12 protein-coding genes are annotated in these 15,878 nt (G+C 46.8%); 6 read left to right on the top strand and 6 right to left on the bottom strand.

What is annotated here, in order from left to right; translation table 11 throughout:
• Positions 1–24: 24 nt before the first annotated feature.
• Genes HQM11_19715 through HQM11_19705 form a run of 3 tightly spaced genes read right to left on the bottom strand, consistent with a single transcriptional unit; the run spans position 25 to position 2,460 of the window.
• Entirely contained in the window at positions 25–807 is a 783-nt protein-coding gene (locus tag HQM11_19715; GenBank protein MBF0353264.1) for a DUF445 family protein, read from the bottom strand.
• A 20-nt stretch (positions 808–827) separates the two neighbouring features.
• Positions 828–1,112, bottom strand: a complete 285-nt coding sequence (locus tag HQM11_19710) for an antibiotic biosynthesis monooxygenase (protein ID MBF0353263.1) — start codon at positions 1,110–1,112, stop codon at positions 828–830.
• 31 nt (positions 1,113–1,143) lie between these two features.
• A complete protein-coding gene (locus HQM11_19705; GenBank protein ID MBF0353262.1) occupies positions 1,144–2,460 on the bottom strand; it encodes a carboxypeptidase regulatory-like domain-containing protein in 1,317 nt (438 codons plus the stop codon).
• Between the two features lie 263 nt (positions 2,461–2,723).
• On the opposite strand from HQM11_19705, the gene HQM11_19700 reads away from it, so the two are divergent.
• From HQM11_19700 to HQM11_19690, 3 genes are read left to right on the top strand one after another with little or no spacing between them, the layout of a single operon-like run.
• Positions 2,724–3,905: a response regulator gene (locus HQM11_19700; GenBank protein ID MBF0353261.1), complete on the top strand. Its 1,182-nt coding sequence runs from the start codon at positions 2,724–2,726 to the stop codon at positions 3,903–3,905.
• 43 nt (positions 3,906–3,948) lie between these two features.
• Complete coding sequence (locus HQM11_19695) at positions 3,949–6,840, top strand: PAS domain S-box protein (GenBank protein ID MBF0353260.1); 2,892 nt, start codon at positions 3,949–3,951, stop codon at positions 6,838–6,840.
• Positions 6,827–8,005, top strand: coding sequence for a response regulator (locus tag HQM11_19690; GenBank protein ID MBF0353259.1), 1,179 nt, complete (start codon positions 6,827–6,829; stop codon positions 8,003–8,005). Before HQM11_19695 ends, HQM11_19690 begins: the two co-directional genes overlap by 14 nt.
• Positions 8,006–8,197: 192 nt before the next feature.
• On the opposite strand, the gene larE is transcribed toward HQM11_19690, so the two are convergent.
• A complete protein-coding gene (larE, locus tag HQM11_19685; protein ID MBF0353258.1) occupies positions 8,198–9,019 on the bottom strand; it encodes an ATP-dependent sacrificial sulfur transferase LarE in 822 nt (273 codons plus the stop codon).
• 274 nt (positions 9,020–9,293) lie between these two features.
• On the opposite strand from larE, the gene HQM11_19680 reads away from it, so the two are divergent.
• From HQM11_19680 to HQM11_19670, 3 genes are all read left to right on the top strand, one after another.
• On the top strand, positions 9,294–12,185 hold the full coding sequence (locus tag HQM11_19680) for an NHLP bacteriocin export ABC transporter permease/ATPase subunit (protein ID MBF0353257.1): 2,892 nt from the start codon (positions 9,294–9,296) through the stop codon (positions 12,183–12,185).
• A gap of 156 nt (positions 12,186–12,341) precedes the next feature.
• Positions 12,342–13,484, top strand: a complete 1,143-nt coding sequence (locus HQM11_19675; protein ID MBF0353256.1) for an ABC transporter substrate-binding protein — start codon at positions 12,342–12,344, stop codon at positions 13,482–13,484.
• Positions 13,485–13,494: 10 nt separating this feature from the next.
• Positions 13,495–14,661, top strand: coding sequence for a hypothetical protein (locus HQM11_19670; protein ID MBF0353255.1), 1,167 nt, complete (start codon positions 13,495–13,497; stop codon positions 14,659–14,661).
• Positions 14,662–14,680: 19 nt separating this feature from the next.
• Here the strand turns inward: HQM11_19670 and HQM11_19665 are convergent, their stop codons facing one another.
• Both HQM11_19665 and HQM11_19660 read right to left on the bottom strand, forming a co-directional pair.
• Complete coding sequence (locus tag HQM11_19665) at positions 14,681–15,610, bottom strand: Rpn family recombination-promoting nuclease/putative transposase (GenBank protein ID MBF0353254.1); 930 nt, start codon at positions 15,608–15,610, stop codon at positions 14,681–14,683.
• Between the two features lie 132 nt (positions 15,611–15,742).
• Positions 15,743–15,878 (bottom strand): hypothetical protein (locus tag HQM11_19660; GenBank protein ID MBF0353253.1); only part of this gene is annotated, 136 nt, incomplete at its 5' end.

The following is a 15,878-nucleotide window of genomic DNA, read 5'->3' as shown; positions in this document are numbered from 1 at the left end:
GTTCCTTATTATTTTTGAACGTTCCTAAAAGAAAAAAGAAGAGGCCAGACCAATCAGTCCGCCGAAAACGCCACCCCAGACCACCAGCCAGCCCAGGTGCTGATGAATCATTTGCTGGATGATTTCTTTCACCATTTCCGGTGTCAATTCATCCAGCCGTTTTTTTACAATTTTCTCAGCTTTCTGAATCATATCCTCACTCATGGACGATGTTCCGAGCTGGATGCGTAATTCATGCTGAAATTCAGGACTGAGCGCGATCGCTTCAATCGCGGCTTTTGTTTTGGCGATAAATGGAGTTTTCATGGGTTCAATCGCCTGTATCCCACCCACCATCATCAGCATTCCGCTCATGGGCGATTCCATGATGGTTTTAACCAATGAATCAAAGACAGGGGTGAAATCCAGTTTTTCAATGATTGGCGTGAAATCAAATTTATGGGTGGATCCCTGTTCGTTTTCATCAAAAAAATGGGCAACATTTTCTTTCACAAAAAACTGTTCCATCACCATGGTATGGATGCCGCGCTTGAAATCATTGAATCTCGCGGGGATGATGCCTGTGCCATACAATCCCGGAATTTTCTCAAACAGCATGTGAATGGCCAACCAGTTGGTAACGGCTCCTGATACCGCGAACAAACCGGTACTCAGAACCGGATTTCGAAAGGGTTCCGGCAGCATTAGCCCGATAACGACTAACACACCTGACAACACATTGGTCAGCAGGCTCTTGTTGTAAAACGCGGATTCGTTGATCCGATTCCCCGCAATGTCTTTATCTGAAGGATGTTCCCAGTGATTCATGCCCTGATTTCCTGTAAGAGTTAGTAACTGTATGCAATGTATTGAGATTTCTGGCTCAGAATTGTTTCAATTTTATCCACCAGCGCCTTGCGCTCCGCCATCTTTTCAAAGTTTTTCCAGTCGGACATGCTGTGCCATGTGCTGATGGTGATATAGTCCTGATGGGTGTCAACATCCTTGAGCGTTTCCCCAGAAATATAGCCATGCTGACTGATGGCCAGCATGCGTAGTTGTTTCATCAATGGTGCCAATTCAGGCACTTTTCCCGGTGGAATATTTCTTCGAATGAATACTTTGACAATCATAACCACTCCTTTTCCATCAGTATGAAAATCATCAGGCGTTCAGGCGAAATCGCATGAAATAGACCACGCCTCCCATGGAACCAAGAAACACCACGATCCCGACCAGAATAAACGGAAACTGCTCTACGGGTAAACCTGTCACCTCCAGGGTTGTCTGGTGGTGATCGCCGGTCAGTGTCCATTGCAGGAAAACTCGATCACCAAAATCCTGTTTGCCTTGAAATTTAAGTTCATCGCCTGGATTCAGGCGAATTCCGGTACCCTGAATAAAAATTTCTCTGCTCTGCACCTTGTCAGGAAAAATTTTTTCAAACGAGATACTGCCCCACAGGGCAGGCAGACGATATTGAAACACAATCTGGGATGTGCCCGGTTTAAAGACAGGATTCAGTTGAAGATAGCCTTCCACAACAGACCATTCGTTTTCATTCGCCCCCTGATGCATTATGAATTGGGTATATCCCCCTGGCATTTTGATCAGGATCGGATGACGTTTGGTGTCAACCCGATCGCCCGTGCCATTGGACACATTCATCACTTCAGTAACGATCAATTCACCCGTTCCAGACTCCAGAAACACAGATTCCTGGCGAATTTCCAGCACGTCCGCGTTTTCTGTCACTGAGGGAATGGGTAAATCGATTTCCATCGTGGTGGCACCTGTCATGAAAAAGTAATCAGTGCTGACCAGTTCTCCGTCAATGCTGGTTCCCAACTGATAGGCCGCCTTGACATCCTGCGGAATTTTTTCAAACAGATATTCACCATTGTGTGCGAGAACACGAGCCAGAGGGCCATTGGTTTGAAGTTCGCCGGTGGAATCAATCATGAATTTAAGCAGAACAACATTCACGTCTGGAACCGGTGAGCCATCTTTGCGCAAAATCTTGCCCCGGATCGTCACAGGTTCCGCATTGGCATTATTATTCGCAAGCTGGCCATGCGTGCCTGAAGGCGCACCCGGCATCATTTCTGTCCGAGGTGCCGCGGCAACCGGCAAATTCATCTCCACGGTGCTTTGCGTTCCATCCAGAATAAATATGTCACTGCTCATCAATTCGCCGTTCACACGGGTTCCCAGGCGGTATCTGGCATGTTCTTCAACGGGCAGGTTTTCAAATAGATATTCGCCTTGTGGAGCCGCAACCCTGCCGACAGGTCCTTTGGTTTGCATTTCACCCTGTGCATTGGGCGTAAATTTAAGCAGAACTACCTGCACATCCGGAACAGGCGCACCATCAGGTGTGACCACCTTGCCGTGAAGTGAAACGGTCGAAAACGGATTTGCCCAAGCGGACATAAGCAACGCGCTGTGAATGACGATAAAAGCAATAATTTTCAGAAACATGGACAAACCCTTCAAAATGGCAAAAAAACAATCAGCAAATGGCTGATTATACTAAAAATTTAACGAGAAAAATTGTCATAAATCAGGAGTGGATGCAAGTGAAATAATGTGTTCAAGGGTAAGCCTTGCCATGAATGAAAATCAAAATTTAATCCAAAAACGGATTGTATTCGTGTTTCTATTTTTGCTATAGACAAATCAGGAACAGCTATGACGATTTGTTAATACAAAAGATTATCGATTTAATGAACAGGAGAACGAAAATGAACACACCACACGCTCCCGCCTCAAAACCGCTCATTTTGATTGTGGACGATAACATCCTGAATATTCAATTACTGGAAGATATGCTGATCCACTGTGGTTATGCTGTTACCGGGGCGCCAGATGGATCCACTGGATTGATGATTGCCCGAAATAAAAAGCCGGATTTAATTCTGTTGGATATCATGATGCCGGGCATGGATGGGTATGAAGTCTGTCATCAACTCAAAACGGATGAAACGACAGCGGCCATACCGGTAATTTTTTTAACCTCACTGGATGACATGGGAAACAAACTCAAAGGATTTCATACAGGAGGAGTTGATTTTATCACCAAACCTTTTCAGCCTGAGGACGTCTCGGTGCGCATTGAAACCCACCTCAAATTGAGAAATTTGCAACTTCAGCTTGAAGAAAAAAATGAGCGTCTACAAGAAAAAATCGCAGAGCAACAGCGTACTGAAACCAAATTGGAAGAAACCAACAGAGAATTGGATGCCTTCAGTTATTCTGTCGCACATGATCTGCGAGCCCCTCTCCAGCATCTCTTGATATACAGTCAACTGCTCCAGGAGGAGTATCAACAACTATTTGATGAAGATGGGAAAATGTATCTCAACCGAATCAGTCGAAGTATTCAAACGATGAATACCATGATTGATAATCTCCTGATGCTTTCACAAGCAACACAAAAACCTGTGGAAAAACATTCCGTGAATCTGACCGGATTGCTTCAAGAAATCAGCGAGGAGTTAAAAAACAGTCAACCCGGGCGTGACGCTCAAATCATCATTGTAGATGCCATGAACATTCAGGCTGATCCAGAACTGCTTAAAATAATGATCACCAATCTGTTTCAAAACGCATGGAAATACACCAGCAAGCAGGCACAGACCCGGATTGAGTGGGGGACGTTGCTTCCCGATCAGGAACCTCAGCACAAAAACGATCCCGTTTTCTATGTGAAAGACAACGGCGCAGGCTTTGATATGCAACATAAAAACAAGCTGTTTGGAACCTTTCAACGCTTACATACCAAGTCCGAATTTCCCGGAACCGGAATTGGACTTGCAACCGTGCAGAGAATTGTCAAACGCCATGGGGGGCGAATCTGGGCAGAATCCAGTGTCAATCAAGGTGCCACATTTTTCTTTAGTTTCCCAACGTCCAACGAACCATAAATGGGGTATCAGCGATTTGTGAAAACAAACATGAAAGGATTCCATGGATAAAAATGCAGTCACGCAGTCATCGCTGGAAGATGATCGGCACAAGATGCCCGAAAAACAGTCAATAAATGTGATCCAGGCCGAAAAGGACAGGACCGAACTGTATTTAAACACTGTGGAGATAATGCTGGTTGTTCTTGACGAAAACGCCAGGGTGGAACTCCTCAATCGCAAGGGGTATGAAATTCTGGGTTATAGTTGCGGAGAGTTGACGGGCAAAGACTGGTTCAAGACCTGCCTTCCTCCAGAAGATTACGAAGCGGTCTTCAAGACGTATCAACAGCTTATGCGTGGGGACTTAAAAAATATTGATTATTATGAAAACAGTATTCTGACCAAAAACGGCGAAAGGCGCTGGATCGCCTGGCACAATAATGTCATCCTCGACACAACAGGGCGAATCACCGGTACGGTGAGTTCAGGTGAAGACATCACCGAACGCAAACAGGCTGAATCAGAGGTACGTAATCTCACAAACCGTATGAAAGAAACGGAAAGCCTCGCACACTTGGGCGGTTGGACGTTGGATATCGTCCGTGGCAGACTGGATTGGTCGGATGAAGTGTTCCGCATATTCGAGATCGATCCGAACCTTTTTGGTGCCTCTTATGAAGCGTTTCTCAACGCAATACACCCGGACGACCGCGACGCGGTAAACCATGCCTATACCAATTCTATCAAGACCCGTAGGCCCTATGATATCACCCATCGTCTGCGCATGAGTGATGGGCGTGTCAAGTGGGTGCGTGAGAAATGCGTGTCAAACTTCGACGCGGCGGGCAACCCGATAAGATCCCATGGCGTAGTGCACGATATCACCGAGCGCAAGCAGGCGGAAGATGCTCTGGCTCTTCAGCGATTAAGAGCCGAAGCCCTGTTGGAATTACCCCAGGCCTCAGAATCGATGGATGAGACCACTTTTATTCAGTACGGACTGGAACTGGCTGAAAACCTCACGGGCAGCATTATTTCTTTTCTGTACATCATCAACGACAATGAAAAAAACATCGAACTTGTCACATGGTCACAACGCACCCTGAAGACTTCTTGTAAGGCTGTTTCGACAAAACACTATCCGGTCAATAGTGCGGGAATATGGGCCGATTCCCTGCGTCAGCAACACCCGGTGATATTCAACGATTATGCGTCATATCCACACAAACATGGTTTGCCGAAGGGACATGTCCCGCTCAGTCGATTGATTTCTGTGCCGATAATAGAGAACGGCAAAACACTGATGCTTATGGGCGTGGGCAACAAACCAACAGACTACACCGAACTGGAGGTTGAAACCGTTCAACTGATTGCCAATGATATATGGCGGATTGTGCAACGCCGACGCTCGTTGGAGGAAATCCAAGCTTATCAACAGCAACTCGAGCAACTGGTTGAAGCACGCACCCGTGAATTATTGCAAGCCAAGGAAGCCGCGGAGAAGGCCAACCAGGCAAAAAGCCTGTTTTTCGCCAACATGAGCCATGAACTGAGAACCCCGTTGAATATCATCCTGGGTTTTTCACGGTTGATACAGCGAGACACCTCCCTGCCTGCGACACATCAGGAAAAACTGGGCACCATCCTTAAAAGCGGAGAGCATTTGCTGACACTGATCAATGAAGTGCTGGAAATGGCCAAGATCGAGACCGGAAGCATCGGATTGGTTGAAGAGGATTTTAATCCACAGCAATTGCTGGATTTTTTGGAAAGCATGTATGCGTTCCGTGCCCGGGGGAAAGGGATTGAACTTCGATTTGAGTTTATTTCCGAAGTGCCTCTGTTTATTCATGCGGATGAGCAGAAATTCCGGCAGGTTGTTCTGAATTTACTGAGCAACGCGATCAAGTTCACTTCGAAGGGGCATGTCCTCGTAAGGATTGGCTATTCCATGGCGGACTCCCGACTGGAGGTGGCGGTTGAAGATACTGGAGAGGGAATTGCTCCTGAAGAAATGGCGTTGTTGTTTCAACCCTTCCGGCAGACCCAAAGTGGCAAACAGAAATATCATGAAGGAACTGGTTTAGGACTGACGATCGTCAAACATTACGTGGAACTCATGGGAGGAAACATCTCTGTGGAAAGCAAACCCGGAGAGGGTAGCGTTTTTCGGTTTTATATCCCGGCCAGACCCGTGGAAAACGGAAGAGTTTTGAAAAAAATTCCCGAAAACCGGGTGATCGGGCTTGAACCCGGACAACCACGCTATCGGATTCTCATTGTTGAAGATCAGGAGGATAACCGCACACTGTTAGGCGGTCTGCTTCGAACCGTTGGTTTTGAGGTCTATGAGGCTAAAAACGGACTGGAAGCGGTGGAATTATGGAACACCACAGCCTTGCATCTTATTCTGATGGATATGCGAATGCCTGAGATGGACGGGTATGAAGCGACAAAACGAATCAGACAACAGCAATCTGAAACGAGAAATGACGTGGAGCCATCCACTCTGCGCAATCATCAACCCGCATTTTCTGAAATTCCGATTATCGCTGTGACCGCCTATGCTTTAAAAGAAGATCAAGAGGCTGTTTTGACGGTTGGTTGCAATGATTCGATACGCAAACCCTTCAATGAAACCGAGTTGTTTGAAAAAATAGCTTTATTCCTTGGCGTCCGTTATTTGTATGAGGAGATCATACCCGTTGAGGAAAAAACGATGCCAAGAGAATTAACTTCAGGCGATCTGGAGAACCTGAACACTGAATGGCTCGACAAACTACGCTTTGCCGCCATGACTGGAGAGTCGGAACTGCTGTTGGAACTGATCCTGTTGATTCGCTCAGTTCATCCCCCACTTGCGGAAACGTTAACCACGCTGGTTCAGAGTTATCAATTTAAAAAAATTGTCGATTGGATTTCAATCAAGGAACACAAAAATGACCATGTCTAAAATCGAAGCATCCAAACCCAATATCCTGATCGTGGATGATAACCTGCAGAATCTTGAACTATTGAAGGACATGCTGACCCAAAGCGACTATTCGGTTACCGGAGCGTCCAACGGCCCCACGGCGTTGATGATTGCCCAGCATAAAAAACCGGATTTAATCCTGCTGGATGTTCTGATGCCGGACATGGATGGTTATGAAGTCTGCCGTCAGCTCAAAACCGATGAAACGACAGCGGCCATACCGGTTATTTTTTTAACCGCACTGGATGACATGGGCAACAAACTCCAGGGCTTCCATGTGGGAGGCGTGGATTTTATCACCAAACCGTTTCAGCCTGAGGACGTCACCGTGCGCATTGAAACTCAACTGAAATTGAGACATTTACAAAAACAGCTTGAAGAAAAAAACACTCTTCTACAAGAGGAAATCAAAGCGCACCAGCGCACGGAAGCACAACTGGAATTAAGCAATAATGAGTTAGAGGCCTTCAGTCATTCGGTGGCACATGACTTGAGCACTCCGCTTCAGGGGATCCTGGGATACACCCAGATGCTTCAGGAAGAAACCCAGCAATTGGGTGAATATGAACAGACCTGTCTGAACAACATCCTTAAAAGTGTTCGAAAGATGGAAATCATGCTTGAAAATCTGTTCAGGCTTTCACAGTCAACGCATCAGCCCGTTTACAAAAAAACGGTTAATCTGACCGCTCAACTTCATGAGATCAGAACAGAATTAATAACCAGCCAACCTGACCGCAAAGCTCAAATCATGATTGCTCCAGACATGGAAATCGACGCGGATCCCGGATTGCTGAAAATAATGATCACCAATCTGTTTCAAAACGCATGGAAATACACCAGCAAACAGACGCTGACCCGGATTGAGTGGGGCCAGTTACCCCACGATCAGGAGGACGCGAACAAGAGGGATCCCATCTTCTATGTGCAAGACAATGGAGCAGGCTTTGATATGCAGTATAAAAACAAACTGTTTGGAACCTTTCAACGTTTACATGAAAAAAGTGAATTTCCAGGCACTGGAATTGGCCTTGCCACTGTGCAGAGGATTGTCAAACGCCATGGTGGCCGCATCTGGGCAGAATCCAGTGTCAATCAAGGTACCACATTTTTCTTCAGTTTTCCAACTCCCGGAAATCAATAGTCCGTCGCCTATGAGCCAGATTCATGGTTTTTAAATTCATTGTTGCTGTAAATTTTCTGGTGACGGCAACCGATTCAAGCCATCGCACGGTGTCATTCCGTGCTTGACACGGAATCCATCGGCGCACTCCAGGATCCCCGTTTTCACGGGGATGACATCGTGGCGGACCACAGGATTTCATCACCAAATTATTTACAGCAGGAATTCATTCATTGACCCTGAACGAAAGCCTCCCAGATCAAGGGTCACATAGGTATAACCGCATTGTTTCAACCGCTCCTGAATGAGTTGATGCTGACGCAGTGCCCGTTCCATTTCACTTTCCAGCAATTCCAGTCGTGCGATTTCAGCATGATGCCTCACTCGAAACTGCGTAAATCCCAATTCAGCTAAAACAGTCTCCGCCCGTTCAATTTGGGACAGCACTTCAGCGGTGACAGCGGAACCATAGGGGATACGGCTTGAAAGGCAGGCGGCCTGAGGTTTTTCCGCATTGGGAAGTTCCAGAAACAATGCCAGTGCCCGGATATCCTGTTTGCTGAATCCACAGGTGACCAGGGGGGACTGAACCTGATGGTCCGCTGCCGCTTTCAGGCCGGGACGATGATCACCCAGATCGTCCGTGTTGGTTCCATTCACAATCCACTGAAAGCCTTCATTTTGAGCGATTGCGGATAATTGCTGATACAGCTCCGTTTTGCAGAAATAACAGCGGTTGACAGGATTAGCCGCATAGTTTGGATTTTGCAATTCACAGGTTTGAATCACCCGGTGCGGCATGTTCCATGTTCGTGCCAGCAACCGTGTCAGTTTCAGATCTGCCTGTTTAAGACTGGCTGACCCGGAAGTGACCGCCAGCATGTTATTGCCCAGAACCTGATGCGAGACAAACGCCAGAAGGGAACTATCGATACCTCCCGAAAACGCGACAATCACTTTATTATATTCGGTCAGTGTTTCTTTTAATTGTTTGTATTTATTTTGTAATTCAAGAGACAGAGCTGATGCTGTCATGCGACCTCCGATTTTTCTGATTGACACCCGGTACCTTGATTTGTCATAACCCCACAATATACCAATGTCATCAACTTAATGACTTACCTGTGAGAAAATCCCCCTTTTCAAAGGGGGTTGGGGGATTTAACCCTCAGAATTACATCCCCCTAACCCCCTTAAACCAAGGGGGAATTGATTCACAGTAACATTCTGTATGCTTAAGTTGATCACATTGATATACCTGTTACAATTCGAGAGCATGACCCTTGAGAATTTGCCATAAAAGGAGCCCATGAGCAACGCTGATTATTTTATGCCGATTGACGCGAGCAAGCCGTTTCTGCTCAATCTTTATGATGGCGTATTTCTGATTCAGTCCGGACAGGTGGATCTGTTCGCTGTCAAAATTGAACAGGGGAAACCGGTTGGCGCACGATCCTATTTATTCAGCCTCAAGGAAGACAATGCGCTGTTTGGTCTGAAATCATACCAGATTGCTGATGATTATGGACTGCTGGTGGCGGGGCGTCCCGGGACATCCCTGTTACGGTTGCAGGATTTTGTGATCCGTCAATTGGCAGAGACAGAGGAAGCCAGTTCAAGGCTGGTGGACTGGATCGAATTCTGGGTGGATGGTTTATCCCGGGGAATCGCCGAAGCGATAGCTCCCAAAGCTTCGATGAAGATTGAAAAAAACACTGAATTTTCGGTGTATTCCGACACTATTCTCAGTTCTCCCGCAGAAGTGCTCTGGCTCAAACCCAGAGAAGGCGCGTTTGAGATCATGGGCTATCAGGATCTTCCCGCAATCACACAGGGCCATTTGTTTCCCATCGCGCCCTCCACATGGATTAAATCGCTGGGGGAATGCCGGGCTGTCGCGATTGACACCCGTGCCCTGGTGCAACAGGATCTGGTTTGGAAAAGCATGGATGGTTTCCATGAATTCATGCTGACCTGCATCGGCTATAATCTGCGGAAGTCCATCAGGTTTGAAGCGGAACGATTGAAGAAAAAATCGCGGGCAGACCAGGTGATTGTTGAAAAATCGCTGTCCAATGTCATCTCCCTCATCAATCCTGATACGGCCCGTCCTTTTTCAGAAAAGCACAGCCAAAAAGACGCGCTGGTCCTGTGTTGCAAGGAAATTGGCAAGCTTCAGGGAATTCAGGTGGCATCCACTTTTGAGACTCCCAAAAATGAACAGCTCAAGCGTGACCCGCTGGATATTGTCGCCAAGGCCTCCAAATTTCGCACAAGACGCGTCATGCTGAGAGGAAAATGGTGGATGGAAGACAATGGTCCGTTGCTGGGTTATTGGGGCGAACAGAAACAGCCTGTCGCCATCTTGCCGGCATTGGCACTGGGCTATGAACTGTATGACCCGACCAAATCCAAACGTGTTTTTGTGACTAAAAAAATTGCGGATCAATTATCACCCTTCGCGTTCATGTTTTACAGACCGTTTCCTGAGGAATTGCTGACTGCTTTCAAAATTCTCAGATTTGGACGGCATGGCTCTTTTCGGGATTTATTCCTGATCCTGATGATGGGCTTTGCCGGAGGGTTGCTCGGCATGGTTCTGCCCATTGTCACCGGAATGATTTTCGACAGTGTGATTCCGGGAGCGCAGACAAACCAGTTGTTTCAGCTCAGCATGGCGTTGCTTGCCAGCGGCTTTGCCCTGTTTCTGTTTGGGCTCACACGTTCCATGAGCATGTTGCGTCTGGAAGCAAAAATGGGGAATACCGTTCAGTCGGCAGTGTGGGATCGTTTGCTCAATTTGCCCTCGTCCTTTTTCCGGAAATATTCAGTTGGCGATTTAAGCGACCGTACCAATGGCATCATTGCCATTCAGCAAACCCTGACAGGAGCGGTGTTTTCTTCAATCCTCGGCGGAGTTTTCGGAATTTTCAACTTCACCCTGCTGTTTTACTATGACGCGACCTTGGCCTGGATCGCCAGTTTGCTGGTCAGCATCATGGTGGTTGTCACCGTTGTCGTGGGCGCTTTACAGATTCGGTTTCAACGTTTTTTACTCAATCAGCGCGGAAAAATCACAGGAATGTTGCTGCAATTCATTTCCAGCGTTTCCAAAATCCGGGTTGCCGGGGCTGAAGACTATGCGTTTGCCGCATGGTCCCGTGAATTTGTTCATCAGAAAAAACTGGCTTTTCAATCTGGTTTGATCACCCATGGATTCTCAATTTTCAATGAAACCTTTCCAATGCTTTCCTCAATGACAATTTTTGCCGTATTGAGTTCTGCCGCACGGCAAGATCCCTTGTCCACAGGGCATTTTCTGGCGTTCAACGCTGCGTTCGGCAGTTTTCAGGGGGCTGTGCTTTCCATGGCGGGCGCGATCATTTCCATCCTCAGTATTGTGCCGATGTATGAACGGTCCCGGCCGATTCTGGAAACCCTGCCGGAGGTCAATATGGATAAAGGGGATCCGGGAGAGTTGACGGGAGATATTGAGATCAATCACATTTCTTTCCGTTACAATGCCACCGGAACGTTTATTCTGCGTGATATTTCGCTGACGATCAAACCCGGCGAGTTTGTGGCGTTTGTTGGTCCTTCAGGATCCGGAAAATCTTCCTTGCTTCGACTCATGCTCGGATTTGAACTTCCGGAATCAGGATCGATTTATTATGACAATCATGATCTGGCAACACTGGATATGCAGGCACTCCGCCGGCAATTGGGGGTTGTGCTGCAACATGGAAAACTGATGGCCGGTGATATTTACAGCAACATCGTCGGTGCTTCGGGGGCCTCGCTCGATGATGCGCTGGAAGCCGCCCGAATGGCTGGCTTTGACGAGGATATCAAACAAATGCCAATGGGAATTCACACCATTGTGAGTGAAGGTGGAACCACGCTTTCCGGCGGACAGCGACAACGGTTATTGATTGCGAGAGGCCTGGTACACAAACCCAAGATTCTGTTTTTTGATGAGGCAACCAGTGCGTTGGATAACCGAACCCAGTCCATCGTCACCCAAAATCTGGAAAAACTCAAAATCACCCGTGTGATCATCGCCCACCGACTCAGCACGATCATGAACGCAGACCGGATTTATGTGTTTCAGGGCGGAAAGATCGCACAAAGAGGTACCTATCAGGAACTGCTGGATCAGGAAGGCTTATTCGCTGATCTGGTTAAACGACAGATGGTTTAAAAAGGTTAAAGGAACAAGGGAAAAGGGAACAAGGTTAAAGGTTAAAGGGAAAAGGGAAAAGGGACCTTTAACCTTTAACCTTCAACCTTTAACCTTTAACCTTCAACCTTTAACCTTTTTTAACCTTTTTTGACCTTATTTCCAAACAAGGATGTTATGCGGCGACTTCACATATTTCTTTTGATGATTCTATGGCTGACCAGCGCCTGTGACTGGTTTGGAAAACCGCATCGGGGTTCGGGTGGCGATGATGAAATTGTGATTGGCATGGCTGGTCCATGGTCCGATTTGAAATTTCAGGGGGTCCTTCTCAAAGAAGGAATCATGATGGCTGTTGAGGAAATCAATGCCAAAGGCGGGGTGCTGGAAAAAAAGATCCGGATGCTGGAAAAAGATGATGAACATTCTGTCAATCGGGGACGATTGATCGCCAAAGACCTGGCTGAAAACAATCAGATTGTCGCTGTCATCGGGCATGTGGATTCCTATGTGTCGATGGCCACTTCCGCCATTTATGAATTTTCGGGATTACTCATGCTTTCGCCAACCTCCACGGACCCGCAATTGACCAGACAAGGATTCAAATATGTGTTCCGGAATATTCCGGATGATCAGGAATTTGGTTTGAAGCTTGCGGAATACTGCAAGGAACAGGGATTCAAACGAATGGTCATTTATTATGTTAAAAACGATTATGGCCGCAAAATGGCCAACAGTTTCGAACGACGGGTTGAAGAACGGGATGTTTTTATTGTGGATCGGCTTTCCTACCATGAAGTCACCGAACGCAATTTTCGCAGGGTGCTGACACAATGGAAAGAACGGGATTTTGACGCGATCATGTTGATCGGATCCATGCCCCAGTCGTCAACGTTCATCAGGCAGGTTCGTGAAAGCGGAATCACGGTTCCGATCATTGCCAGCAATTCTATCGATGTGCCCGAGTTGCCCCGCCTGACCGGTGACGCAGGAAACGATATTGTGATTGCCACTACCTTTCATCATAAAAACACACGGGCGGAATCCAATGTTTTTACCCGCGCTTTTTTTCAGACCTACAAACAACCTCCCGATGCCTGGGCCGCTCAGGGTTATGATGCGGTCAAACTGTTGGCCGGCGCCATTGAACAGGCACAGACGACTGATCCGGACAAACTGGCAGAGGCGTTGAAAAACTCTGAAGTCTGGAAGGGGGTTACGGGCCCACAGAAATTTGATCAAAATGGCGATGTGACTGAAAAACCCGTGGTGTTCAAAATTATGAATAAAGGCCAGTTTGAATTTTCTCGAGAAATGTGACGATGAAACCATGATTACCCGTGAAGAACGTGCCGAAATTCTGAAAAAAGCTGGAGCTTGTCCCTCTGACATCGAGGAGTTGCTGGCATACAACACCAATTATTTTCGGCATCAGCAACCCGTTCTTGAATATCTGCGGTTTCCACTGGAAGATGAACTGTTTGTGACAGACTGGAAACATTATATCCATGAAGCAGAACAGCAGGGTGCATTCAACATGCTTCAAAAAAAACTGGTCGAATTGCAATTCCCGGTTCAACCGGGCATCAGCATGACATCAGACTACACAGCCCGTGTGCGTAAAGGCTTGCCTCCGCCGCTGGACACGCCCTCTCCCCGGTTAAAATCACCTGAAAAGCTGAATGTTCTGCTCTGCCAGAGTCTGGCAGGCAAAATCCCGTTTTTAATCACAGAGGACCGTGCGGATTTTGAAACGCTGATACAGTCGCTGGCCATGAAAAACGAACCGGTTTCCATTCCACTGTCGCTCAATGCGTTCATGGTTTCAGGCTATAACAACTGGGACCGTTTTCATAAAGCCGAACACCAGGCCCAACAGAACTGGAACGGACAAGGGCCAGTGTTCAATGCGATTGCCGCAGAAAAAAGCCTGTATCAGGACAGTTTGGTGATATGCACCTTCGGGAGTTACAGCAATGTGCCTTCCCGTGAAATGGGGTTTACCGATGATGAATGGCAGGTCGCATCGTTTGTGATCCGGCAGGAACATGAGTGTGCCCATTATATTCTGAAACGTCTGTTTGGCATCACCCGTAACAACATTCTGGATGAATTGATTGCTGATTTCATGGGCATCTGTGCCTATGCAGGCAAATACAAAGCCGACTGGTTTTTACGGTTCATGGGAGTGGATCAGTTTCCTGTGTATCGGGAAAATGGCAGATTGTCGAATTATCGGGGAGATTTGTCTGATTCAGCGTTTGCTATTTTGCAGGGATTGATTGTTTCAGCCTCACACAATCTGCAAAGTTTTTATGATCAGGTTCAGCCTTTGTTTTCCTCATGGTATGACCTGCATATCAGATTTTTTATCTGCCTGACCTATCTGACCCTGGAAGAGATGTCTGCCATGGATGGCGTCAAACGGATGATTCTGGCAATGGCGGAACTGGAAAATAGCCTTCCTGAAAAAGCGATGAAAACTAAGGTACTCTGAAAGTTGACCACCAAACCTCTTATTGTGTGGGATCAATGCCTGCTTTTTTGAGAAGTTCCAGGAAGTGCTCTTTTTGTTTTCGTTCTTCTTCTTCTCGTTTTTGAGCTTCTTCTTCTCGTTTTTGAGCTTCTTCTTCTCGTTTTTGAGCCAGAGCTTCTCGCTCATGAGCCAGGGTCTCCCGTTGAAGGGCTTCTGCCAGTTGTTTCGCGGTCGTTTCATAAAGCTTGTTACGGGCACGTTCATCTCTTATTGCGTCAAGGCGTGCTTCGTAGAGCAAATAATCCCGTTCCTGTTCCGAAAATCGTTGTAATACTTCCATAGCAGACCTCAGTGCATCGATGTTTTGTAATTCAGGAGGCAATTCATCCCAGTTTTTAGCGGAATCAAAAAAATACAACCATGCCTGTTCCGCATCCAATGGGAGCGTGATTGTGTTTTTCCATTTGGAAAGTTCGATCAGATGGATAGAACAATGATCAATAAGACGAAGTTGATGCTTGACATCCCATAATTCAAAATGATGATGGAATTCAGTAGAATTTTCAAGCAGGGAACTGGTTAACAACCAGATGGAAATCACAGGTTTGAGTTGTGGGAAATCCTCCCCGCTGTGGATCAGGGATTTGTAGAGAACACTCCAGTTGTAAAGAATCCGTGCTGACAAGGCTGGAGAGAGGGTCAATTGAATTTCAATCTGATAGGTTTTGCCGTCTTCATCGCGTGCCTTGACATCCACAATGGTCTGTTTATCTCCGACAAACTCTTTATCGTTATAGGGATTCAGGATTTCCACACTATGGAGAGGCGATTGCGGTTTGAGAATGCTGTTGAGGAAGTGGGTAAGTATATTCTGATGTTTTGGATCTCCCAAAATTGCCTTAAACACGCAGTCAATAGTTGGATCAATATGGTGCTTGAGTTTCATAGTCTGGACACGGTTGAGGATCATTCTTTACAAATACAGGGAGTTCCAAAACTATAACAACTCTTGAAAAAAAACCATAGTGGAAAATTGGTGGAGGAACTTATTCATGAAGCTGGTTGAAAAAAACAGAAAGCACTGAAATCTAAACACCGAGTGCTATTGACCGCTCGTAACCGCCCCCCGATAAACCAGTTCCCAACCGTGATAGATCAGGATGATGCCGGTGAATTTCACATGGGGTGGATACTGTTTCAGGCGATCCTCCGCCAGATATTGCCGTAACTGATGTTCG

This window comes from SAR324 cluster bacterium (assembly GCA_015232315.1).
In the GTDB taxonomy this organism is placed as follows: Bacteria; SAR324; SAR324; order SAR324; family NAC60-12; genus JADFZZ01.
The sequence above is the reverse complement of the archived record's forward strand: the minus strand, read 5'-3'. Positions and strand labels throughout refer to the sequence as shown.

Bases quoted from the DNA above. Each gene is read 5' to 3' on its own strand.
- larE (MBF0353258.1), bottom strand. From the start codon at position 9,019: ATGACAGCATCAGCTCTGTCTCTTGAATTACAAAATAAATACAAACAA.
- HQM11_19690 (MBF0353259.1), top strand. From the start codon at position 6,827: ATGACCATGTCTAAAATCGAAGCATCCAAACCCAATATCCTGATCGTG.
- HQM11_19675 (MBF0353256.1), top strand. From the start codon at position 12,342: ATGCGGCGACTTCACATATTTCTTTTGATGATTCTATGGCTGACCAGC.
- HQM11_19695 (MBF0353260.1), top strand. From the start codon at position 3,949: ATGGATAAAAATGCAGTCACGCAGTCATCGCTGGAAGATGATCGGCAC.
- HQM11_19670 (MBF0353255.1), top strand. From the start codon at position 13,495: ATGATTACCCGTGAAGAACGTGCCGAAATTCTGAAAAAAGCTGGAGCT.
- HQM11_19715 (MBF0353264.1), bottom strand. From the start codon at position 807: ATGAATCACTGGGAACATCCTTCAGATAAAGACATTGCGGGGAATCGG.
- HQM11_19710 (MBF0353263.1), bottom strand. From the start codon at position 1,112: ATGATTGTCAAAGTATTCATTCGAAGAAATATTCCACCGGGAAAAGTG.
- HQM11_19700 (MBF0353261.1), top strand. From the start codon at position 2,724: ATGAACACACCACACGCTCCCGCCTCAAAACCGCTCATTTTGATTGTG.
- HQM11_19705 (MBF0353262.1), bottom strand. From the start codon at position 2,460: ATGTTTCTGAAAATTATTGCTTTTATCGTCATTCACAGCGCGTTGCTT.
- HQM11_19680 (MBF0353257.1), top strand. From the start codon at position 9,294: ATGAGCAACGCTGATTATTTTATGCCGATTGACGCGAGCAAGCCGTTT.
- HQM11_19665 (MBF0353254.1), bottom strand. From the start codon at position 15,610: ATGATCCTCAACCGTGTCCAGACTATGAAACTCAAGCACCATATTGAT.